Origin of the sequence: Nocardia nova NBRC 15556 (assembly GCF_001613005.1) — a bacterium.
Classification (GTDB): domain Bacteria; phylum Actinomycetota; class Actinomycetes; order Mycobacteriales; family Mycobacteriaceae; genus Nocardia; species Nocardia nova.
In genome coordinates, this window is the sequence record NZ_BDBN01000050.1 from 18,606 (window position 1) to 40,270 (window position 21,665).

17 protein-coding genes and 1 pseudogene are annotated in these 21,665 nt (G+C 69.6%); 8 read left to right on the forward strand and 10 right to left on the reverse strand.

Annotation, left to right across the window (positions count from 1 at the left end; genetic code table 11):
* Window positions 1-27 precede the first annotated feature (27 nt).
* Entirely contained in the window at window positions 28-1,761 is a 1,734-nt protein-coding gene (locus tag NN2_RS20265; RefSeq protein ID WP_082857136.1) for an AMP-binding protein, read from the reverse strand.
* Between the two features lie 275 nt (window positions 1,762-2,036).
* Between NN2_RS20265 and NN2_RS20270 the strand changes: the two genes are divergently transcribed.
* Both NN2_RS20270 and NN2_RS20275 read left to right on the forward strand, forming a co-directional pair.
* On the forward strand, window positions 2,037-4,166 hold the full coding sequence (locus tag NN2_RS20270; protein WP_063015498.1) for a pyruvate, phosphate dikinase: 2,130 nt from the start codon (window positions 2,037-2,039) through the stop codon (window positions 4,164-4,166).
* Window positions 4,132-4,938: a tyrosine-protein phosphatase gene (locus tag NN2_RS20275; protein ID WP_063015499.1), complete on the forward strand. Its 807-nt coding sequence runs from the start codon at window positions 4,132-4,134 to the stop codon at window positions 4,936-4,938. Before NN2_RS20270 ends, NN2_RS20275 begins: the two co-directional genes overlap by 35 nt.
* Window positions 4,939-4,944: 6 nt before the next feature.
* Here the strand turns inward: NN2_RS20275 and NN2_RS20280 are convergent, their stop codons facing one another.
* Complete coding sequence (locus tag NN2_RS20280) at window positions 4,945-5,130, reverse strand: hypothetical protein (protein ID WP_063015500.1); 186 nt, start codon at window positions 5,128-5,130, stop codon at window positions 4,945-4,947.
* Window positions 5,131-5,256: 126 nt separating this feature from the next.
* Between NN2_RS20280 and NN2_RS20285 the strand changes: the two are divergent.
* Window positions 5,257-5,619: pseudogene (locus NN2_RS20285) on the forward strand (thioredoxin family protein); the annotation flags it as partial.
* An 83-nt stretch (window positions 5,620-5,702) separates the two neighbouring features.
* On the opposite strand, the gene NN2_RS39115 reads toward NN2_RS20285, so the two are convergent.
* The 3 genes from NN2_RS39115 to NN2_RS20300 all read right to left on the reverse strand — a co-directional run bounded on the left by NN2_RS39115 (window position 5,703) and on the right by NN2_RS20300 (window position 8,510).
* Complete coding sequence (locus NN2_RS39115) at window positions 5,703-5,864, reverse strand: cold shock domain-containing protein (RefSeq protein ID WP_369689966.1); 162 nt, start codon at window positions 5,862-5,864, stop codon at window positions 5,703-5,705.
* A 213-nt stretch (window positions 5,865-6,077) separates the two neighbouring features.
* Window positions 6,078-7,061, reverse strand: coding sequence for a GlxA family transcriptional regulator (locus tag NN2_RS20295; RefSeq protein ID WP_063015501.1), 984 nt, complete (start codon window positions 7,059-7,061; stop codon window positions 6,078-6,080).
* Window positions 7,062-7,121: 60 nt separating this feature from the next.
* Window positions 7,122-8,510 carry an MFS transporter gene (locus NN2_RS20300; RefSeq protein ID WP_104407839.1) on the reverse strand — a complete coding sequence of 463 codons (1,389 nt, stop codon included), beginning with the start codon at window positions 8,508-8,510 and terminating at the stop codon, window positions 7,122-7,124.
* A 71-nt stretch (window positions 8,511-8,581) separates the two neighbouring features.
* Between NN2_RS20300 and NN2_RS20305 the strand changes: the two genes are divergently transcribed.
* Complete coding sequence (locus tag NN2_RS20305) at window positions 8,582-9,604, forward strand: GlxA family transcriptional regulator (RefSeq protein ID WP_218022043.1); 1,023 nt, start codon at window positions 8,582-8,584, stop codon at window positions 9,602-9,604.
* 38 nt (window positions 9,605-9,642) lie between these two features.
* On the opposite strand, the gene NN2_RS20310 is transcribed toward NN2_RS20305, so the two are convergent.
* The 3 genes from NN2_RS20310 to NN2_RS20320 all read right to left on the reverse strand — a co-directional run bounded on the left by NN2_RS20310 (window position 9,643) and on the right by NN2_RS20320 (window position 14,635).
* Complete coding sequence (locus NN2_RS20310) at window positions 9,643-11,118, reverse strand: FAD-dependent oxidoreductase (RefSeq protein ID WP_063015502.1); 1,476 nt, start codon at window positions 11,116-11,118, stop codon at window positions 9,643-9,645.
* 73 nt (window positions 11,119-11,191) lie between these two features.
* On the reverse strand, window positions 11,192-12,124 hold the full coding sequence (locus NN2_RS20315; protein ID WP_082857132.1) for a tyrosine-protein phosphatase: 933 nt from the start codon (window positions 12,122-12,124) through the stop codon (window positions 11,192-11,194).
* Window positions 12,125-12,217: 93 nt separating this feature from the next.
* Complete coding sequence (locus tag NN2_RS20320) at window positions 12,218-14,635, reverse strand: PEP-utilizing enzyme (RefSeq protein ID WP_146100999.1); 2,418 nt, start codon at window positions 14,633-14,635, stop codon at window positions 12,218-12,220.
* Between the two features lie 272 nt (window positions 14,636-14,907).
* Between NN2_RS20320 and hsaA the strand changes: the two genes are divergently transcribed.
* Together hsaA and NN2_RS36435 are read left to right on the forward strand one after the other, a co-directional pair.
* Window positions 14,908-16,071 (forward strand): 3-hydroxy-9,10-secoandrosta-1,3,5(10)-triene-9,17-dione monooxygenase oxygenase subunit, encoded by a 1,164-nt coding sequence (gene hsaA / locus NN2_RS20325; protein WP_063015504.1) that lies wholly within the window; start codon window positions 14,908-14,910, stop codon window positions 16,069-16,071.
* A complete protein-coding gene (locus NN2_RS36435; RefSeq protein ID WP_245658791.1) occupies window positions 16,001-16,411 on the forward strand; it encodes an alpha/beta fold hydrolase in 411 nt (136 codons plus the stop codon). Before hsaA ends, NN2_RS36435 begins: the two co-directional genes overlap by 71 nt.
* A gap of 132 nt (window positions 16,412-16,543) precedes the next feature.
* Here the strand turns inward: NN2_RS36435 and NN2_RS20330 are convergent, their stop codons facing one another.
* The gene (locus tag NN2_RS20330) at window positions 16,544-18,826 is read right to left on the reverse strand and encodes a LuxR C-terminal-related transcriptional regulator (RefSeq protein ID WP_063015505.1); all 2,283 of its coding nucleotides are present in this window, start codon (window positions 18,824-18,826) and stop codon (window positions 16,544-16,546) included.
* Window positions 18,827-18,996: 170 nt separating this feature from the next.
* Between NN2_RS20330 and NN2_RS20335 the strand changes: the two genes are divergently transcribed.
* Both NN2_RS20335 and NN2_RS20340 read left to right on the forward strand, forming a co-directional pair.
* Window positions 18,997-19,908, forward strand: coding sequence for a TIGR03564 family F420-dependent LLM class oxidoreductase (locus tag NN2_RS20335; RefSeq protein WP_063015506.1), 912 nt, complete (start codon window positions 18,997-18,999; stop codon window positions 19,906-19,908).
* Between the two features lie 54 nt (window positions 19,909-19,962).
* Window positions 19,963-20,325, forward strand: coding sequence for an MmcQ/YjbR family DNA-binding protein (locus tag NN2_RS20340; protein ID WP_063015528.1), 363 nt, complete (start codon window positions 19,963-19,965; stop codon window positions 20,323-20,325).
* Between the two features lie 32 nt (window positions 20,326-20,357).
* On the opposite strand, the gene NN2_RS20345 is transcribed toward NN2_RS20340, so the two are convergent.
* Window positions 20,358-21,599 carry a bifunctional 3,4-dihydroxy-2-butanone-4-phosphate synthase/GTP cyclohydrolase II gene (locus NN2_RS20345; RefSeq protein ID WP_063015507.1) on the reverse strand — a complete coding sequence of 414 codons (1,242 nt, stop codon included), beginning with the start codon at window positions 21,597-21,599 and terminating at the stop codon, window positions 20,358-20,360.
* Window positions 21,600-21,665 lie beyond the last annotated feature (66 nt).

Consider the following 21,665-nt stretch of genomic DNA (forward strand, 5'->3'; position numbering starts at 1 on the left):
CGGCGATCACCGGCCCGGCCGCGAACATCATTGCGCGCAACGTAATCGGCGCTTGTGCACCTTTCCCGCGGGAGTGCGAGGCAACCGGTCGAGGATCCGCACCGTGCGCGGAATCTTGTATCCGGCCAACCGGGTGCGACACCACGCGAGCAGATCGTCCGCGTCGAACGGCGCCGTCCCGGAGGGCACCACGAAGGCGGCGCCGACCTCTCCGAGGCGCTCGTCGGGTACGCCGACGACCGCGACCTCCGCGATCCCCGGAAAGCCGCGCAACGTCTGTTCGACCTCGGCCGGAGAGACGTTGAAACCGCCGACGATGAACATATCCTCGAGCCGATCGGTGACCCGCAGATAACCGTCGGAGTCGAGAGCGCCGACGTCACCGGTATGCAGCCAGCCCCGCGGATCGACCGCGGCGGCAGTGGCGTCCGCGTCGTCGAGATATCCGTCCATCACATTCGGGCCGCGCACCACGATCCGGCCCGGCGTACCGACCGGCACCTCGCGACCATCGGTACCCAGGATGCGAATTTCGCTGCCCGGCAGAGCTTTACCCACGGTGTGGGCGGAGCGCTCGATATCCGTGCCGGGCGGGCAGACCGCGACCACGCCGACGGATTCGGTGAGACCGTAGGCGGTGAACACCTGATCGGCGCCGAGGTCGGCGCGCATCCGGGCGATCAGCTCCGCCGGGATCGCCGTGCCGCCGGTGCCGGCCAGTCGCAGCTCCGGGTAGGACCGCTCCACCGCGAGCAGATCGGTGAACACCGTCGGCGGGCCGGCGAGTACGGTGATTCGCTCGGCCGTCATGAGATCCGCCGCGGATCGTGGATCGAACACCGCCACCGGAAACATGGTGGCCGCCCGCAACAGGCAGGCGACGATGCCCGCCTTGTATCCGAAGGTGTGCGAGAACGGATTGACCAGCAGGCAGCGATCACCGTGGCGCAAGGTGACCGCGCTCGCCCACCGATCCAGCACGGCCAGGGTTTGCCGATGGGTCGTCAGGACTCCCTTGGGCCTGCCGGTCGTGCCGGAGGTGAACAGAATGTCGGAGACTGCTTCCGCAGATACCGCGTCGGTGCGGGACCGCGCGTCCGACAACGGGATTCGCTCGGCTTCGGCCAGGAACTCCGGCCAGCCGGTCGGTGCGCTGCCCGACCGGCGCCCGGCCGGGGACGACTGGGCACCGGTTCCGGCGGAGTCCCGATGCGACCCCGATGCTCCGGCGGATGCGAGCACATCGTCGGCTGTCTGTCGATCCGCCACTGTGCGGCGGGAGTAGGCGATCTCGGGCGCGGCGCCGGCGCTGTCCGTCGTGCGCGTGTCGGACAGCAGGACCGTGAAATCCAGGATCGGCAGGACGCCCTGATCCGTGAGCAGGCTCGGATAGTCGATTCCCAGAAATCCGCGCACCGTGAACAGCCCACGGCATCGGGTGCGGCGCAGAATGTCCGCCGCTTCCGGTCCGCGCAGCCGGGTGCCGATCGGGACCAGGGTGGCCCCCGCGCCGAGCAGGCCCAGTGCCGTCACGATCCAGCGCGCACTGTTGGGCGCCCAGATCGCGACGCGATCCCCGGCGGCCACGCCGCAGGCCATCGCCGCACGGGTCACCCGCGACGCCTCGACGTGGAGTTCGGCGTAGGTGAGGCGGGTCCGGCCCTCGACGATCGCGACGGTCGACCCGTTCCGGCGTGCCTGTTCGGATACCAGAGCCGGGATCGTCGTCCACGCTGTCGGAAATTCCGGCTCCGCCGTCATCTCTTCGCACACCATCGCTGTCCGGATATACCCTGTCGAACACACCTCGCCGGCCGCCGGTCGGGCGGTCCACGGCCCATGGTGCCGCAGGCAGGTGCCGCACAGGCCGTTCGCACACCGCGAGTCCCGGTCAGTGGTATCGCGCGCGCACCGGCGGGTCCGGCATCCACTGAGCGGGACCATCGCTACTGGCCCGAGCCGGTCGGCGGCACTCTCGAAGGATGACCGGGGCGGCAGGGGGTTCGATGCCTCGATGGATGGACCGAAGGAGTGACATGACCGCGGGTGCGGAGCTGGCCCAACGATCCGAGACCGTCGTCGGACTGGACGGCAACTGCCCGTTGTCGCGGGACCGGATAGGTGGCAAGGCCTGGAGTATCAACCACATGAGCGGGCTCGGGTTGCCGGTGCCCCCGGCATTCGTGCTCACCACCGACGCGTGGCGTGATTTCACCGAGCGGGGCGCGATCGCCGACGATATCTGGCGTGCGGTCTGCGACGGCGTCGCCATGCTCGAACACGGCACCGGCCGCACCTTCGGCTCGATCCGCCGACCGCTACTGGTATCCGTGCGCTCGGGCGCGGCCGTGAGCATGCCCGGCATGATGGACACCGTTCTCAACCTCGGCATCAACGACGGCGTCGAACAGGCGCTCGCCGCGGCGACCGGCAGCGCCGGCTATGCCGCCGACACGCATCGGCGCTTCCGGGCGCAATATCGCGAGACGGTGCTGCAGACGCCCGAGGGCGTGGTGCCGGCGGACCCGTGGGAACAGCTGCGCGCGGCGATCACCGCGGTGTTCCGGTCGTGGGATTCGGTGCGCGCCAAGGCGTATCGACGCAACCGCGGCGTGTCCGACGACCTCGGCACCGCGGTCACCGTGCAGGCGATGGTGTTCGGCAACCTCGACGACGCGTCCGGCACGGGCGTGCTGTTCAGCCGCAACCCGAACACCGGTGACGGGCCGGCCTACGGGGAATGGCTGGTCGGTGGGCAGGGCGAGGATGTGGTGTCCGGCCGCACCACGCCGCGGCCGCTGAGCGACCTCGCCGCCACCCAGCCACAGGTGCACGACCGGCTGATCGCCGCCGCGGACCTGCTCGAACGCGACGGGCGCGATATCCAGGACATCGAATTCACCGTGGAATCGGGCACGCTGTGGATGCTGCAGTCGCGTCCGGCGAAGCGTTCGGCGCGGGCGGCGGTGCGGGCCGCTGTGGCGATGGCGGAGGAAGGGCTGATCACCCCGGAGGAGGCACTGCGGCGGGTCGGAGCCGACCAGATTCGCGTCGTCCTGCAGCCCGCGACCACGGCGGCGGGTGCGGGCGAAGCGCTGGCTCGCGGCGAATCGGCCTGTCCTGGTTTGGCTTTCGGTGTCGCGGTCGCGGACCCCGACGAGGCCGAGGCGCGCGCGGCGGCGGGGGAGGACGTCGTCCTCGTCCGGCCGACGACCAGTCCCGATGATCTGCCCGGCATGATCGCGGCCCGTGCGGTGGTCACCGAATTGGGTGGTACCACCTCGCATGCCGCTCTGGTGAGCCGGGAACTCGGGCGGCCGTGTGTCGTCGGATGCGGCCCGGGTGTCGTGGACGCGCTCGCGGGGCGCACTGTCACCGTCGACGGCGGCGCCGGCGTGGTGTGGGCGGGCGAGGTCGCCGGTGGAGATGTGGACGGCGCGGTCCTCGACGATGTGCGCAGGCTCGCTGAATGGGCGAATGCGGCACCCGATGAACTCGCGGGGACGCTCGCCGGTGACGCGGAAGTCGTTGTGGCAGAAGCTGTTGTCCGAACCGTGAGTGAACTGGAACTGCTGCGGCTGATCGGGGTGAAGGGCCGGGTGCGCGGTGACGCGGTGGCCGCGAGCCTGGGCGGCGACGCGGACGAGGTGAGCGCGCGCTGCGCGGATCTGGTGGCCGGCGGTTTGTGCGCCGACACGCCCGCGGGTGTGCGGTTGACACCCGATGGGCGAAATCGCCTGGCCGAGTTGCTGACCGCCGAACGCGGCGGGGTCGACACCGCCGCCATGACCGCCGCCTACGAGGACTTCTGCGTGGTCAACGCGGAGCTGAAGCAGATCGTGACCGCATGGCAGACGAAGGATGCGGCCACACCCAACGACCACGGCGACGCCGAATACGATGCGGCGGTGCTGGACCGGCTCACCGACCTGCACACCCGGGTGCGGCCGCTGGCCGAGCGGCTGGGATCGATCGCGCCGCGGCTGGCCCGGTACCGCGAACGGCTGGAGACGGCCGTCGAGCGGATCGCCGACGGTGACCACGCCTGGGTGGCGCGGCCGATCATGGACAGCTATCACACCGTGTGGTTCGAACTGCACGAAGATCTGATCGGGTTGTGCGGACTCAGCCGTGCCGACGAAGCGGCGGCCGGCCGTGCCGAGTAATCCGATCGTCCGGGAATTCGACGCGACCCGGCGCTGGGTCGACTTCGAGGAAATCGACAACGTCCGCGATCTCGGCGGGCTGCCGGTCGGCGGCGGTACGACGCGATTCGGCGTGGCGCTGCGGTCGAGCACCCTGCAGCAAGCGACCGAGGCGGATGTGGCGTTGCTCCTGGGCTCGGTCGGGATGCGCACCCTGATCGACCTGCGGCTACCCGACGAGGTGGAGCGGGAAGGCTACGGCCTCCTGGCCACCGCGGCGATCGAGAAGGTGAACCTTCCGGTCCGCAAATCGGCGCAATCCTCGCTCGCCGCACGGGATCTGGTGCCGGACAAGACCCGCGTGGATCTGGCGCAGCTGTACGGACAGCTGCTCGCCGGCAGTCCGGAGGAGATCGTCGCCGCGGCGCGGCTGGTCGCCGATGCCAACCGGCAGGCGGTCGTATTCCATTGCGCGGCAGGTAAGGATCGCACCGGAGTATTGGCGGCGGTACTGCTCGATGCGGTGGGGGTGGCGCCGGAGGTGATCGCCGCGGACTACGCCCTCACCAACGAGCGGATGACGCGGGTCCGCAACCGGCTCGACGCGCTGAACTCCTATGCGGGGCTGCCGCCGACGAGCACCGGGATCCTGGCTGTCGAAGCGGCCGTGATGCTGCGGTTCCTCGACGACCTGCGCCGCGACCACGGCGGTGCCGCCCGCTGGCTGCGCGAGCACGGGCTGACGGCCGAGGAGCTGACGATGTTGCGAGCCGCTCTGGTCACCGGGTGGTGAAGGCCCTCACCGCGAATAGTCGCGGAAGGTCATCACGAAGGCGGGTGCGGCAATCATGATGAGCAGGATGTAGGCCAGGACCTGCAGGCCGACATACGGCAGCTCGTGCACCCAGATACCCAGGAACAGAACGCCCAACAGCAGCACCACGCCGTAGAGCGGTGTTCGTTGCGGGTGGTCGCCCATACCCATGACTCCACGATACTCAGCCGGGCCGCCGCCCGACAGCGCTCGATGAGCCGCCGGCTCGAACCCTGCTGTGACCGGCGATCCATGGGAGAATCCGGAATCGACGATGGCCGACGCCGGGAGGAACCCATGCCCACCCAACCGTTGACCCAGCAGAACTTCGAGCAGGTGATCGCGAGCCATGCGATCGTGCTCGTCGACTTCTGGGCCTCCTGGTGCGGCTGGTGTACCCGCTTCGCTCCGATCTTCGCCGAATCCGCGGCCGCGCACCCGGAGATCGTGCACGCCACCGTGGACACCGAGGCCGAGCAGGCCCTTACCGCCGCCGCCCAGATCACCAGCTTGCCGACCCTCGTCGCCTTCCGCGAGGGCTTGCTCGTCTACTCCGATCCGGGCTTCCGGACCGCCGCCCAACTGGAAGAGGTCATCCAGCAGATCCGCTGGCTCGACATGGACGAGATGCGCCGGCAACTCGGCGCCCGGACCCCGGCCGTCCCCGCACCGAACCCGCCGATGGCCCGCGCCGGCGCCGTCACCGGCCGACCGCACTACGGCTGGCCGGGTCTGAACCCCGGCTAACCCTCCGCTGACCTGCGGTGACCGTCCACGTCGATGCGCCGCACCCACGTGGCCCGGTATCGAAAGCGGTCCTGTTGTGCGGACTCGTAGTCGAATTCCACGCGATCGCCCGCGGCCAGCTCTCGAAAGCCCTCGCCCTCGATAGCGCTGAAGTGCACCCAGGCGTCGCAGCCGTCCGGGAGTTTCCGCCGCGGCGATCGCGCCCCAACCCTTCGCCGGACGGAAGAATTTCACGGTTCCGATCGCCATCGGTCCATGATGTCAGTCGCGACGGCGGTCATGACTACCTTCTTTCCTTGGAGGACAGTCTTTTTCGGGCATGACGGAGCGCCGGGCCGGGCGGTCGCCCGGTCCGGTCGTCGCAGGGAAGATCAGGCGGAGGTGCGGAACCGCCGGCGGTACGCGCCGGGGTTGGTACCCAGCCGTCGCAGGAACGCCCGGTGCAGGGTCTCCACCGAACCCAGTCCGGCGGACCGGGCTACGCGCGATAGCGGGAAGTCGCTGGTTTCCAGCAACCGCCGGGCCGACTCGACGCGCGCGGCTTCGACGTAGGCGGCCACGGTGAGCCCCATCTCCTGCCGGAACACCCGCGCGAAATGCCGCTCGCTCAGGCACATTCGGCTCGCCAGTGCGGCGGCGGACAAATCGTCGTCGAGATTTTCCGCGATGTAGGTACGCAGTTGTTCGATATCGCGGCGGGCCGGTGACGGACGGCTCAACGGCACGCTGAACTGACTCTGGCCGCCCTGCCGGCGCAGGTAGACGACGAGTTGGCGGGCCACCGACAACGCCAGATCCTCGCCGTGGTCGTCGGCGACCAGCGCCATGGCGAGATCCAGGCAGGCACTGATTCCGGCGCCGGTCCACACCCGGCCCGCACGCACGAAGATCGGATCCGGATCCACCACGACCGCCGGATGGTCCGCGGCCAGCTGTCCGGCCGTCGACCAATGGGTGGTGGCCGTTTTCCCGTCCAGCAGTCCGGCGGCCGCCAGCAGATGCGCACCCACACAGACCGAGGCGATCCGGCCGGTGCGCGGCGCGACCTCGCGCAGCCAGCGAACCACCTCGTCGTCGACGCGGGCGAGCGGGCCGGACGGCGCCGGATCCACCGCGCCCGGCACGATGAGAGTGTCCACGCCCGAGTCGATGTCGTCGAAGGCCAGATCGGTGACCAGCCGGATGCCGGCCGAGGTGCGCACCACACCTCCCTCCGGTCCCGCCAGTAACACCTCGTAGTCGGCGCTACCGCCGCTCTCCCGATTGGCTAGTGCGAACACCTCCGCCGGTCCGGTGACGTCGAGCAGATCCACGTCCGGAAAGGCCGCGATAACCACACGATGCTTCGATGACATGGCTCCCATCCTCTGGGTTGCCCCGTGGCGATCGCAACGACGGATCACTGTCGGATCCGGTCATGTGCGCGGACGGAACGCCCACCCCGCTGCCGCGGCCAGCAATCCCATCGCCGCCATATAGAGCCAGCCGGCGCGGAAATCGGCGAGGTCGTAGCCCGCGGTGCGGGTGAGGATCGCGGTCAGCACGGCGACGCCGAGTGCCGACGCGGTCTGGCGCGCCATCATCAACGTGCCCGAACCCAGGGACAGTTGATCCGGCGGCAGCAACGACGAGGCGCCGAACAGCGGCGGTTGCAGCAGGGCCGTACTGACGCCCGCGAGCACGGCTCCCGGCAGGAAGACCAGCGGATACGAAGCGCCGCAAGCGCTCAGAGCGATCCACCACCCCGCGCCCGCCGCGATGGCGAGCCCACCCAGCGCGGCGGAGGCACGGGCGCCGATGCGAGCGACGAGGCGGCCGGACAGTGGTGACACCAGCAGGCAGCTGATCGGAATCGGTGCGATCCCCAGGCTGGCTCCCAGTTCGGAGTAGTGCCACTGCGCGGTGAGATACAGGGTGCCCGAGAGCAAGAGGGCCGCGAAGGCCAGGTAGTAGCAGAACACGCCGAGGGTGGCGATGCGAAACATGCTGTGCCGCAACACAGCCGGGCTCACCACCGGATCGGGATGGTGTCGCACGTGGTAGGTGAAGGCCGCCGCGAGTGCGACCGCTGCGGCCAGTGTCGCGACCGTGGCCGCCGACCCGTAGCCCCACGCTGCGGCTTGAACGAAGACGGTCGTCAGTGCCGCGGTGGCGCCGAGAATCAGTGCGGCGCCGAGCAGGTCGAGCCGGCGCCGCACCCGCGCCCGGATGTCGGGCAGTACCCGCCATCCGACAGCGAGCGCCGCCATCGTGATCGGCACGTTCAGCCAGAAGATCCACCGCCACCCCCATTCGAGCAGCAGACCGCCGATCACCGGGCCGCTACTGGCGCCCGCCGCGGCGATCGCGGTCCAGATCCCCATCACCGTCGGATGTTCACGAACGTCGAAGGAGGGCAACACGAGTCCGAGGCCGGTCGGAACCAGCAGCGCCGCCGCCGCGGCCTGCACGACCCGCGCGGCGATCAAGACCACCAGTGTCGGCGCGACCGCGCAGCCGATCGAGGCCACGCCGAAAAGTGTCATCCCGATGAGGAATCCACGTCGGCGGCCGGTGTCGTCGGCCAGACGGCCCGCGGGAACCAGCAGTGCGGCCATCACGATCGTGTAGGCGTTGAGCACCCACGACACGGTGTTCGGAGAGGCGCCGGCGAAGGAGGTCTGCAGGGTCGGGAAGGCGACGGTGACTGCGAAGAGGTCGAGAATCGCGAGAAATTGCGCGACGCTCGCCACCGCCAGAATCCGCCACCGCCGCGGCGATCGGGTGATCGGCGTATCCGCGCGAACATTGGCCGTAATTGTCATGTATGCAACTATTCAGTCGCAGAACCATCGGATCGAGTGGCAGATTCGCCAACATGCGCTAGATTTCCGACATGACTGCCGAGGTGATGCGCGAATCCGGACACGCCGGAACAGTGGCGGTCGCGGTGGCGCCGGGTCAGCCGGTGTTCGAGGTCGCGATCCCGTACCAGGTGTTCTTCGAACCGCCGCCCGGGGTCGACGCCGAGCAGTGGTATCGACTGCGCATGTGCGGCCCCCGCGGCACCCGGCATGCGACGCTGCGCGATCCGTTCGTCACGCTGACCGATTACGACTACGACGATCTGATCGCGGCCGACACCGTGGTCGTCCCGGCGACCCCGAACGTGCGCGCGGAGCCACCCGCCGAATTGGTGGCGGCCGTGCGCGCGGCCTACGAGGCGGGAGCGCGCATCGCCGCATTGTGTTCGGGCGCTTTCGTTCTCGCGGCGGCCGGTCTGCTCGACGGGCGTCGCATGACCACACACTGGAAGCATGTCCCGGCCCTGCTGGAACGGTATCCGCACCTCGATGTCGACGCGAGCGTGCTCTACATCGACGACGGGCAGATTCTCACCAGCGCGGGAACCATGGCCGGGATGGATCTGTGTATCCACCTGATCCGCAAGGACCTCGGCTCCCGCGTCGCCAATGCCGCCGCGCGCGGACTGGTGGTGCCGCCGCACCGCGCGGGCGGGCAGGCGCAGTATCTGCGGAATCCGGTGCCGGTCGACGCGGCCGATCCGGGCGTGGCCGCGACCCTGCAGTGGGCGCTCACCCGGCTCGACACCGTACTGACCGTCGGTGACCTGGCCCGGCACAGCGGACTCAGCGAGCGCACCCTGGCCCGGCGATTCCATGCCGAACTGGGCACGACCCCGCTGCGCTGGCTGCTCACCCAGCGCATCATCCGAGCGCGAGAATTGCTGGAAACCACCGACCTCGCCGTCGACGTGGTGGCCGAGCGCTGTGGCCTGGGCAGTGCGGCGAATCTGCGCGCCCACTTCGGGCGTGAGGTGGGTGTGTCACCGAGCGAATACCGTCGGTCGCACCGGAGCAATCGGCACGAGGTGGTCGTGGCGGCGCAACAGGCGTAGACCGGTGCGCCGGCAGCGCAGGGGTCCGATGATCGTGACTAACCCTGCGCCGCGGCAATTCCCGCGCGGCGGCCGAAGAACGTCCCGTCACCGAGCGACGTCCCGCTGATATATCCCTGCCCGTGCAGATTGACCGCCGCGCGGCCGGCGGCGAACAGTCCGGGCATGACGGCGCCATCGATATCCAGGACCCGGCCGTGCCTGTCGGTGTGCAAACCGCCGAGCGTGAACACCGAGGCGCCGGTGCCGCGGCGGTCGCCGGCTTCGGCGGGCGGGCGAATGCCGGCGCGCACATCGATGGCCGCCAGCGGGGCGCGCAGCGGACGTAACCACCGCGCCGCCTTGTGTTGGTCGGGATCCGTTCCGGCAGCGGCGAATTCGTTGTAGCGGCACAGTGTGGCCGCCAATGCGCCCGGCGGCAGATCCATCGCGGCGCCGAGTTCGTCGGCGGTTTCGGCCAGATGGGTCGGCTGCACACCCCAGCGTTGTTCTTCCGGCACGGCCTCGAACGCTTCCTCGTCGACCACCACCCACACCCGCATACCCTGCGTGAACAACGCCGCCTGGCCGATGCGGCCCGGATAGGTGTCCTCGTTGACGAAGCGCTGTCCCTTGTCGTTCACCACGATTCCGCGCGCTGCCAGTCCGGGAATCAGGGAAATCCCCACCTGCCCCGTCGACATGTGCCGCACCGCCGCACCCGCGGCCTGCGCCATGCGGATGCCGCTGCCGTCGTCGGTACCGGCGCTGACCTTGGTATGGCCGAGCAGCAGCGGGGCGTGCGCGGCGAGCATCTCGTCGTTGTCGACGAATCCGCCGGTGGTGAGGACACATCCGCGCCGGACTCGAATCGTCAGTTCGCGGCCGTACTGCCGGGCGACCACGCCGGTGACCGTGCCGTCGCCGGCGAGAATCAGCGCGGTGGCGGCGGTGTCGAAAAGGGATGTCACACCGGCCGATTCGGTCGCCGCGCTGAGGCATTGCATCAGCAGGCGACCGCCGAAGTCGTTGGCGGTGGGCCGATGCCCGCGCGGGGCGGGACGGGCGATCTCGGTGAAGGGCCAGCTGTTCTCGCCGAGCCACATCAGGCCGTCGTCGGTGGGCGGCACCCACGCCGGGGCATCCCAGAGCGACGGTGCGAACGGCACGCCGCGGTCGACCAGCCAGTGGAAATGCTCGACACTGTGCTCGCAGTAGTCGGCGATCTTCGCGGTGTCGGCGCCGGGGCCGAGGGCGGCGGTCAGGTAGGCGGCCATATCGGCCGGGGTGTCGTCGAAGCCGCAGGCGGTTTGGATCGGGGTGCCCCCGCCGAGGTAGATCTCACCGCCCGACATCGCCGACGAGCCGCCCGGACCGCCCGCGCGATCGAGCACCAGGACTCGCGCTCCCGTGCGCGCGGCTTCGAATGCCGCTGCGGCACCGGCGCATCCGTATCCGACGACCAGCACGTCGGTGTCCAGGTCGTAGCGGGTGATCTCGGTCGACGATCGTGGCGTCACCGCGTGATCCGGCATGGTCTGCCTCTCCTCGGCGGGACGCCGCGCTCGACGGTGAGCGCGGCGTGCCGGTGGTCGGGTGCGGGTGGGCTCAGCGGCCCGGCTTGTCCAGCAACTTGGCCTTCAGGGCGTCGACCGTCGCCGAGTCCACGCCCAAGCCGTCGGACAGGAACCGATCGAAGGAGCCGTAGGACTGCTGGACCTGGTCGAAGGAGGCGTCCAGATAATCGGCCTGGACACCCAGAATCGGTTCGAACAGCGACGGATCGGTGACCAGACCCCGCTGCACCAGCGCATCCATCTGTGCCTTGTTGCTCGCGGCCAGATAGTCGTTGGACGCCAGGTAGTCCTTGTAGATCTGGCCCTTGGGCACATCCAGCGCCGACATCAGGATCGCGGTCATCCAGCCGGTGCGGTCCTTACCGGAGGTGCAATGGTAGAGCACCGCATTCGGGGAGTTCGCGATCTCCTTCAGCGCCGAAGCGAACTGCGCCCGGGCCGAACCGTCGGTGACCAGCCAGCGGTAGTAGTCGCGCATGATCTGCGCGGCCTTCCCGTCGCCGAGCTTGTCCTGCTGCACCTGCGGTCCGCCGGCGATGATGCTCGACACCATGAGATAGAAATCGTTGTTCGGATCCCAGACCGACTGCGCGCTGTAGGGGATCGACGACGGCAGCTGATCCGGGGCGGCCTTCATCTCGTTCGGGCTGCGGAAGTCGATGGCCTTGCCGATCTGCAGCGAGGCCAGCTTCTGCTGATCCGCCGGTGTCAGCCGGTTGAGCGCGTCGGAGCGGTAGACCAGGCCGAACCGAATCTTCCCGCCTCCGTGCTGCGTCGGATAGCCACCGATATCGCGGGCGTTGGGTGCGGAAATGCCCAGGGACTGTTGCTGATCCGAGGTGGCCGGCGAGGTGTGGACCAGTGGCGGCGCGGCGAACGCCGGGGTGGTCGCGGCGGGGAGGACGGCGATGAGCGCGGCGGCCAAACCGGCCACCGACCCCCGCAGGACATGCGAAATCGGCACGGGTGGTGTTCCTTTCCTCGAGGTCCGCCGGATCGACGACGGACCACGTCCTGAGCCGCGGGATTCGTTCGCGCGGCGTCGTTTCGGCGAGCCTCAGGCGTCGGCGTCGGCCAGTAGCGTCACGGTTCCGGCGGCGCCGTCGACCCGAACCCGCTGACCGTCGGACAGACCCGTGCTGGCGGTCTTGGTGTCCACCACGCACGGAATGCCGAACTCGCGGGCCACGATGGCCGCATGCGAGGCCGAGCCGCCGATATCGGTGACCACCGCGGCGGCGTAGGCGAACATCGCGGTATGGCCGGTATCGGTGACAGAGGCGACCAGGATGTCGCCGGGCTCGATATCGTCGTCGGAGCTCAGCACCAGTTTCACCGTGCCCTCCACGACACCGGCGCTCACTCCGGTGCCGGTGAGGCTCTCGCCGACGGCGAGCGCACCCGAGACCGGCTGCGGTTCCCAGCGGCCGACCACCAGATCCGGCATCCGCACCGCCTGCAGCCGCACCCGCTCTTCGCGTCGGCGTGCCACGCGATCCTTCAGATCCGCCGGGGCCCACAGCAATTCGTCCAGCGTGAGGAACCAGGCGTCGTCGACATTGTTGAGTTCGTGCCGGTCGACCAGGCGCGCCGCCAGCTCGCGGGCCGCCATGCGCAGGCAGTTCGTATACCGCACCACCGCATCGCGGACACGTTCCCGCGAGACCGTGGCGCCGACGGCCATCCGCGCGGTGCGGGCGGTCGGCTCGGCGACCGCGTCGCGCTTCGGCGCCGGGAGTTCCGCGGCCCGGGCCGCGGCGGTGACCAGCAACTCGGGGCGGTCGCCGAAGGTCGGGTTGAGAAATTCGCATTCGCCCGGCCCGCGATGGCCGACTACCGCCAGCTCGGCGTCCAAGGCCTGCGCGAAGCGCGGCGAGCGGCTGCGGGCCAGGGCGACGTCGCCCGCCCGGGCGGCCTCGTGCACGGCGGGTTCCGCGCGGCAGACCGCGGCCAGCCGTTCCACCGCCAGCATCGGTCGCGCCGATTCGAGGCGGTTCACATCGATCGGAACGTCCGGGTCGTCTTTGCCGCGTGCGTGCATGGCGGTCGCGGCGCCGACCAGCATGACGCCGATGGAGGCCGCCGCCCACGACTGATTGAGCCGATCCCGCCACAGCAGTGCCCGCGCATGCAGCCGGGCATCGGTCAGCTTCTCGATGTCGTTGCGGGACAGTGCCTCCCGATGTGAGGCGGCGTTGATCGTTTCGGTGGTGGTGCCGAAGCGCAGTGCCGTCGCCAGCACCCGGCCGGTGGCCTTGGCCGTCCCCCAGGTGCTGCCCAGTCCGGTCGGCATCGGCGGACGGCCCTGGGGCTGCAACGGGACCTCGGGCGGGATGGCGCCGTACACGTCGCGGCGGATGCTGTCCTCGTCCCAGCCCGGCATATTGTCAGCGGCGAGGACGCCGATCGAGGCGTTGATGAAGATGTGGTGGCCGAGCACCGAGGTGACGCGGCTGGTCCAATGCTCGAGGGCGATGCCCTCGAGGGCGATCATCTGACCCATCGCGGCATTGGCGAGCCGGATGGCCCCCGCCTGCAGGTCGATGGTGAGTGGGCTCATCGGGCCGGGCAGCGCCTCGGAGGTGTTGGTGGCGGTGTGCACGGGAATGCGCGGGTCGACGCGATCGTCGAATTCGCCCTCCAGCCCCTGCGGCGCGGCCACCTCCAGCGGATGCCCGTCGGAAGTCTTCGCGCGGGCGGGAATCACATAGTCGGTCAGCGGGATCGCGCCGCGGCGGGCGCGGAAGCCGGTGCCGTGCGCGCGGCGGCCGACCAGGCCACGCGCCATGTCCTCGACCACTTCGGTGCCGGTCCAGCCGTAACGGAAATCCCAATCATGCTGTGCCGCAGCGGGGTCGAGATCCCGCAGGCGAACTCCGCCGGTGCCCGGGACGCGAGGCGGAATCCGCAGACCGGCTTCCCGCAGCATCGTCCGCGCCTGTGAACCGGAAACAAGCTCGGGCGCAACGAGGTCCACCGCGCCGATGCGATCGGAAATCGCAGCCAGTACCAGGAAGCGTTCCACGTCGTCGGTGTGCACCAGCGGAATCCGCTGAGAGCCGCTCGCGTTCAGCAGTGTCCGGACCACCGCGCGGCTTCCCTCCGTGGTGCGCCGACCGGCCACCAAGGCGGGACGAACCAGCAGCGCCCGCGCGCCGGTGGCCGCAATGGCTGTGCGCGCCAGGCTCTCCCGCTCGGGCGAGGCGAGTACTACCAGCCGGGCACCCGCCTCCTGCGCCGCGGCGGCAACCGCCGCGACCGGTCCGTCCGAAACGTCCAGCACCACGTCGCAGCCGTCCACGATGCCGCGGTAGGCGCCGGCACTGCCGGGATCGGCGATATGCACCTCGATCCGCGGATCCACATACCGGTGCCGAACCCGGTCCGCTCCGGCGACGTCGTGCCCGGCGGCCGCCAGCATGCGCGCCACCGCGCGACCGGTGGGTGTGGTGACTCCGGTGATCAGGACCCGCATCGACTCTTCCTCCTCGCGTGCGCCACCCACGAACGTGACGCCGTTCACACACCATGACGAGTGGATTGCAAGGTGCCCGCGCGAAGTCCCGGTCAGCGGGCGCGGCGTTTCGCTGAGTGGAGTTGGGTTTCGGCCCGCGCTTCGCTCTGGCGGGGTCTCGGCACCTGCATTCCGATGATCGGGACTTCTCGGGCCCGCCACTCCAGCCCGCCCCTACCGTCGAGGCATCGACCCAGTGCGTGACAGCGCAGAGGCAGGGAGGAACACCGGCAATGGCGAACAAGGTGCTCGATCGGGTGCGGGACCTGCTCCCGGCGATCGGGGAACGGGCGGTGACGGCCGAGCAGGAGCGGCGGGTGCCTGCCGAGACGATCCGCGCGCTGACCGAGGCGGGCGTGTTCCGGATGTTGCAGCCGAGCCGCTTCGGCGGTGCGGAGGAGTCGCCGGTCGCCTTCTACGAGGTGATTCGCGCGATCGCGACCGTCTGCCCGTCGAGCGCGTGGGTGGCCTCGGTGCTGGGTGCGCATCCGTGGCAGCTGGCGTTGTTCGACCCGCGCGCCCAGCAGGATGTGTGGGGTGAGGATCCCGACACGCTGGTCTCCTCGTCGTATGCGCCCACCGGCAAGCTGACTCCGGTCGACGGCGGCTTCGAGATGAGTGGCCGGTGGAGTTTCTCCTCCGGTTGCGATCATGCCGACTGGGCGTTCCTGGGCGCGGTGGTGCCGAACGATCAGGGCGGAGCCGATTACCTGACGGTGCTGGTGCCGCGCACCGACTACCGCATCGAGGACGTCTGGCATGTATCGGGCCTGTCGGGCACCGGAAGTAACGACATCATCGTCGAGAAGGCCTTCATCCCGGCGTATCGCGCGTACAGCGCCGCCGATCAGTCCGCGCTCGTGGGCCCCGGGCAGGAGGTGAACACCGCTGCGCTGTACCGCATTTCGTTCGCCAGCGTGTTTTCCAACACCATCACCGCGCCGATCATCGGCGCCGCGCAGGGCGCCTACGAGTCGCATCTGCGGCGTCAGCGCGAGCGGGTCCGGCTGTCCTACGGCGGGCAGAAGGTGGCCGAGGATCCGTTCGCGCAGGTGCGGATCGCACGTGCCGCTTCGGAGATCGACGCGGCCATCCTGCAGCAGGAACGCAATATCACCGAGCAGCTGCGCTATGCCGAAGCGGGCGAGGAGATTCCGTACGAGCTCCGGTTGCGCACCCGCCGCGATCAGGTGCGCGGCACCGAACGCGCGATCTACGCGATCGATCTGCTGTTCGAGAACTCCGGCGGCCACTCGATCCGCAAACCCAATGTGATCGAACGCAACTGGCGCGACGCCCACGCCGGCAACGCGCACGTGATCAACGATGTCGAGCGAGCGCTGGCGATGTACGGTCAGGGTGAGATGGGTGTCGAGGTCACGGAGCGGATGGTCTGATGGGTTTCACTGCCGAGGAGACCACCCGCTGGGTCACCGTCGACGGCGTGAAACTGCGGTACCACGAGGCGGGTTCCGGTGCGCCGCTGGTGCTGTTGCACGGTTCCGGCGCCGGGGTTCGGGCTGGGCCAACTTCGGCGCCAATCTCGAGGCGCTGGCTCCGCACTTCCGCTGCCTGGTGCTGGATCAGCCGGGATTCGGCGCCAGTGAACGGCCCGAAACCTACGACGGCAACTATCTGCGGATCGCCGTCGACGCGGTCCTGGGCCTGCTGGACGAACTCGGCATCGACACCGCGCACCTGCTCGGCAATTCGGTGGGCCGTTCGATCGCGCCGTGATCGATTTCCTGCGGAACGGATTGTGAACGCGCGCTGATCCTTTCGCGCCGACGCCGCGGTGGCCGCCGCGCCCCACGAGGGTGCGGCGGCCACCGTCGTCTCCGGGCCGCGCCGGCCGCAGGTCGTGGCCGGCTACAACCCGTGATCGCGCGCCCACCCCGCGATCTGGGTCCGTGAGGTGAAGCCGAGTTTGGTCAGGATGTGCTCGACATGGGTCTCGGCCGTGCGCACCGAGATCACCAGATCGGCCGCGATGCGTTTGTTGCTGTGTCCGGCGGCGACGAGCCGCGCCACATCCTTCTCCCGGCGGGTGAGCAGCGACAGTGCCGCGGTGTCGACGGGCGTGGGGCGCGCGGGCGGGGCCGGTGGTTCCTCGGCGGCGGGCCCGCGGCCCAGGGCGAAATCGATCGCCGCCGGTAGTGTCATCGCGGCCCCCGCGTCATAGGCGGCGCGGAAACCGCTGTCGCCCAGCGCGTTCCGCACCTCGTCGCGCACCTTTTCGCCCACCGCGCTGGTGATCGTATGGGCCAGGCGCACCGTGCTGCGCTGCAGCGTCTCGGCCGCGCCCATCAGCCGCGCCGACCGTTCCACATCGCCACGGGCGGCGGCCGACCATGCCATGCCGTCGAAACCCGAAGCCAGCCATACGCATCGGTCGAACAGCGCGAATTCCTCGATCGCGCGTCCGAGGTAGTCGTCGGCGGCGTCCTGATCGCCGAGCCGCCACTGATCGATGCCGAGCGTCCACAACGCCAGCCCACCCAGCATATGCGGGCCGTAGCGCTGGGTGAGCACCTGGAATTCGTGGGCCATCTCGGTCGATCGGGGCTCCTCCAGCAGGGTCGCGCACATGAAACCGAAAGCGAGACTGTCCATTTCGGTGGCGTGATGCTCGGTGGCGCGGGCCAGCCGGACCGCCTCCTCGGAGCGGCGCAGCGCACCCGCGGTATCGGCGTCGGTGAAATCGATCAGTGCCGCGTCCAGTTCCGCCTCGGCGAGGATGTCGGACGCGCCCAGATCGGTGGCGACGGTGACGCATTCGCTCGCCAGCCGCGCCGCCGACTCCCGATCCGACAGCAGTGCCGCCAACGAGGCCGCCGACGACAGTGCGCGCGCTCGTTCCCAGCTCGGTTCCGGATTCCGGGCCAGGGCGTCGGTCAGCCACCGATACCCCTCGGAGAGGAACCGGTAATGCTCCCAGAACGGGCGCAGCACGGTCGCGGTCTCCATCGCCAGCTGCGGTGCGTCGAGCATCGAGAATTGCAGGGCCGAGCGCAGATTGGCGTGTTCGCGCGCCAATTCGCGGAACCACGCCAGATCGTCGGAACTCCAGTACGCGGTCTGCCCGCGCAGGGCCAGCCCGCGGTAGTGGTCGCGGTGGCGGGCCCGCACCCGGCGCTCGTCACCGTGCGCGACGAGGCGGTCCTGGCCGAACTGCCGGATCGGTTCCAGCATCGAATAGCGCGGCGCGGCAGCGTCGTAGCGCAATCGCAGCACCGACTTGTCGACCAGACCGGTCAGCGCGTCGAGCAGTCCCTGTGGCCCCGGTGGCAGCTGACACACGGCCTCGGCGGCCTCGATGTCGAAACCGCCGGCGAAGACCGACAACTGTTGCCACAGCTGCTGTTCCGCGGGTGTGCACAGTTCGTAGCTCCAGCGGATCGCACCCTCGATGGTCTGCTGACGCTGCGGTGCGGTGCGTGGTCCGGCGCTGAGCAGGTCCATGGTGTCGTCGAGCCGGTCGCGAATCTGCTCGGGCGTGAATACCCGGAACCGCAATGCCGCCAGTTCCAGCGCCAGCGGGATGCCGTCGAGGCGTTGGCAGATCGCGGCGAGGGTGTCGCGGTTGGCGGGGGTGAAGGTGAAATCCGGATTCGCGGCGGTCGCCCGCTCCACCAGCAGCCGCATCGCATCGCTGTCGACGTCGGCGACCGACAGCGGCGGAATCGGCATCACCTGCTCACCGGGTATGCCCAGCACCTCGCGGCTGGTGGCCAGCACCCGCACCTCGGGGGTGGCGGCGACGAGATGGGCGACCAGGGTCGCGCACGCGTCGATGAGATGTTCGCAGTTGTCCAGGATCAGCAGGAGTCGTTTGCTGGCGAGGAATTCGGTGAGCCGGTCCAGCGGCGCCGTGGTGTCGTCGCGCAGATCCAACGCCTCGGCGACGCTGAGGGTGACCAGATCGGGATCGTGCACATCGGCCAGTTCGACCAGCCACACCCCGTCCGGGAAGGCGCGCGCCATCGCCGCGCCGACCTGTCGCGACAGCCGCGTCTTGCCCACGCCGCCCGGGCCGAGCAGAGTCAGCACCCGGGTCGCGGGCAGCAGCCGTTTCGCGGTGGCCAGTTCGTCGCGGCGGCCGACGAAACTGGTGACCTCGGCGGGAAGATTCCCGGTGACACGCCGCGCCATGATCGCCAACCCTATCGTGATCGAAACGCGTGCGGACCACATCGGCGATGTCGGTCCCACGTGCCCGCGGACGGTGGAAACGGGAATAGGCTGAGACGGCGAACCGATATTCGACCCGCGGTCCGTCGGGGCCGCGGACCCACAGACCCCTCGTCCCCAGGAGGCCCGCAGTGCGGATCGGCATCATGCTCAGCGAACAGACCGGACCGGATGCGCTCGTGCGCCTGACCGACGAACTGCAGCAGGTGGCCGACGAGGGTTTCGAATCGGCGTGGCTGTCGCACATCTTCGGTCTCGACGCGCTGACCGCGCTCGCCGTCGCCGGCAGCAAGGTGCCGAATATCGAACTCGGCACGGCCGTGGTGCCGACCTATCCGCGGCACCCGGGCGCCCTGGCCCAGCAGGCCGCCACCACCGCGCTCGCCGTCGGTCGCGGACGGCTCACCCTGGGGATCGGGCTGTCGCATCAGATCGTCATCGAGAACATGTTCGGCTACGACTTCGGCCGTCCGGCCCGGCACATGAAGGAGTACCTGTCGATTCTCGGGCCGCTGCTCGAGGGACAACCGGTGTCGTACCAGGGCGAGACCCTGAGCGCGAACCTCGGCCTGACCGCGGGGGAGACCGGCCGGATCCCGGTGCTCGTGGCCGCGATGGGAACCCAGATGCTGAAATTGGCCGCGCGCCGCACCGACGGCACCGTGCTGTGGATGACCGGCCCCGCGACCATCGCCGACCACATCGCACCGACCATCACCGCGGCTGCCGCCGAGGCCGGCCGGCCCGCGCCGCGGGTGGTCTGCTCGCTGCCGGTGCTGGTCACCGACGATATCGATCGCGGCCGGGAGAAGGCCGCGACCGTCTTCGCCGCCTACGGTTCGCTGCCCTCGTATCGGGCCATGATGGATCGCGAGGGCGCCGAGGGGCCGGCCGATCTGGCGATCATCGGCACCGAGGAGCAGGTCGCCGCCCGCATCGAGAAGGTGTTCGCCGCCGGTGCCACGGAATTCGTGGCCGCGCCCTTCGTCGGCGGCCAGGCCGCCGAGCGCACCCGCAAGTTGCTCACCCAGCTGGCGGACTGAGCGACGGTGGCACGCCGGGCGCGGATCGAGGACGTGGAAGCACTCGCCCTGGCGATGCCGCACGTCACCGTGGTGCGCGGGTCCAGCGGCAATCCGGTCTTCCAGGTCGGTGGCAAGTCGTTCATCTTCTTCCGCACCCCGCGCCCGGACGCCGTCGATCCGGACACCGGCGAACGGTACCCGGACGTGATCGTCTTCTGGGTGCCGTCGCAGTCGGACAAGCGTGCGCTCGTTCAGGATCCGGATTCGCCGTTCTTCACCACCGCTCATTTCGACGGGCATCTGTCGGTGCTGCTGCGCGGGGCCCACATCGGTGAACTCGACCTCGACGAACTGCGCGAAATCGTCCAGGACGCCTGGCTGTCGCGGGCCTCAGCGGCGCGCGGCCGGCGCTGGCTCGCCGAACATCGGCTCTGATCTCGGCGACAACCGTTGCGGCACAAGATATGTCAGTTCGCCGCGGCGGAGGCGACGTCGAGCCCGGCCAGCTGGTGGCGCATGCGCTCGCGTTTGGTGCGCAGGTAGCGGACGTTGTGTTCGGTCGGGTCGGTCTGCAGCGGAATCCGGTGCGTCACCGCGATGCCGTGTGCTTGCAGGCCCGCCTGCTTGTCTGGATTGTTGCTGAGCAACCGCACCGATTCGACACCCAGATCGCTCAGGATCTGCGCGCCCGCGCCGTAGCGGCGGGCATCGATCGGCAGGCCGAGACGCAGGTTCGCGTCCACGGTGTCGGCGCCCGCGTCCTGCAGTTCGTAGGCGCGCAACTTGTTCAGCAGGCCGATGCCGCGGCCCTCCTGGCCCCGCAGATACACCACGACACCGCGTCCCTCGGCAGCCACCGCGCGCAGGGCGGCGTCGAGCTGTTCACCGCAATCGCAGCGCAGCGAGCCGAACGCGTCGCCGGTCAGGCATTCCGAGTGCAGCCGGGCCAGGACGTCGGTTCCGGACGGATCGCCGAAGACCAGGGCGAGATGTTCGACCGGTTGCGTGCCGGAGTCGGCGTCGCGGTAGCCGAAGACCTGAAAATCGCCGTAGCGGGTGGGCAGCCGGGTCTGCGCGAGCCGGGTGACGGTGTGCTCGCGGTGCTTTCGGTACTCGACGAGGTCGGCGATGGAGATGATCGGCAGCTCGTGCTCGCGCGCGAAGGTCAGCAGCTGCGGCAGCCGGGCCATCGATCCGTCGTCGTTGACGACCTCCGCGATCACGCCCGCGGGCCGTAACCCGGCCGCGCGCAACAGGTCGACGGTCGCCTCGGTGTGCCCGGCGCGGCCCAGCACGCCGCGCGGATGCGCCCGCAGCGGGAAGACGTGCCCGGGCCGGGTGAGATCGGCGGGGGTGGTGCGCGGATCGGCCAGCAGCCGCATGGTGTGGGCGCGGTCGGCCGCCGAGATACCCGTGCTGACGCCCGCGGCCGCATCGACCGATACGGTGTAGGCGGTGCCCTTGGGATCCTCGTTGACCGCCGTCATCGGGGGGAGCGAGAGCCGGTCGAGATCGGCGCCGGGCATCGGCACGCACAGCACGCCGCTGGTGTGGCGGATCAGGAATCCGATGGTCTGCGCGGTCGCGAATTCCGCGGCCAGTACGAGATCACCTTCGTTCTCCCGATCCTCGTCGTCGACCACCACGACGGGCCGGCCGGCGGCCAAGGCGTCGAGTGCGTTCTGGATGGAATCGAGTTCACCGGTCATCGTGCACCTCCTGTATGCCTAATAGAAATATTCCGAAAGGCCTCCCGCTAGGAAGGGTTCCGCTCA

Bases quoted from the DNA above. Each gene is read 5' to 3' on its own strand.
- hsaA (WP_063015504.1), top strand. From the start codon at position 14,908: ATGGCGAACAAGGTGCTCGATCGGGTGCGGGACCTGCTCCCGGCGATC.
- NN2_RS20330 (WP_063015505.1), bottom strand. From the start codon at position 18,826: ATGGCGCGGCGTGTCACCGGGAATCTTCCCGCCGAGGTCACCAGTTTC.
- NN2_RS36435 (WP_245658791.1), top strand. From the start codon at position 16,001: ATGTCGAGCGAGCGCTGGCGATGTACGGTCAGGGTGAGATGGGTGTCG.
- NN2_RS20310 (WP_063015502.1), bottom strand. From the start codon at position 11,118: ATGCCGGATCACGCGGTGACGCCACGATCGTCGACCGAGATCACCCGC.
- NN2_RS20305 (WP_218022043.1), top strand. From the start codon at position 8,582: ATGACTGCCGAGGTGATGCGCGAATCCGGACACGCCGGAACAGTGGCG.
- NN2_RS20300 (WP_104407839.1), bottom strand. From the start codon at position 8,510: ATGACAATTACGGCCAATGTTCGCGCGGATACGCCGATCACCCGATCG.
- NN2_RS20270 (WP_063015498.1), top strand. From the start codon at position 2,037: ATGACCGCGGGTGCGGAGCTGGCCCAACGATCCGAGACCGTCGTCGGA.
- NN2_RS20340 (WP_063015528.1), top strand. From the start codon at position 19,963: ATGCCGCACGTCACCGTGGTGCGCGGGTCCAGCGGCAATCCGGTCTTC.
- NN2_RS20295 (WP_063015501.1), bottom strand. From the start codon at position 7,061: ATGTCATCGAAGCATCGTGTGGTTATCGCGGCCTTTCCGGACGTGGAT.
- NN2_RS20280 (WP_063015500.1), bottom strand. From the start codon at position 5,130: ATGGGTATGGGCGACCACCCGCAACGAACACCGCTCTACGGCGTGGTG.
- NN2_RS20320 (WP_146100999.1), bottom strand. From the start codon at position 14,635: ATGCGGGTCCTGATCACCGGAGTCACCACACCCACCGGTCGCGCGGTG.
- NN2_RS20265 (WP_082857136.1), bottom strand. From the start codon at position 1,761: ATGACGGCGGAGCCGGAATTTCCGACAGCGTGGACGACGATCCCGGCT.
- NN2_RS20345 (WP_063015507.1), bottom strand. From the start codon at position 21,599: ATGACCGGTGAACTCGATTCCATCCAGAACGCACTCGACGCCTTGGCC.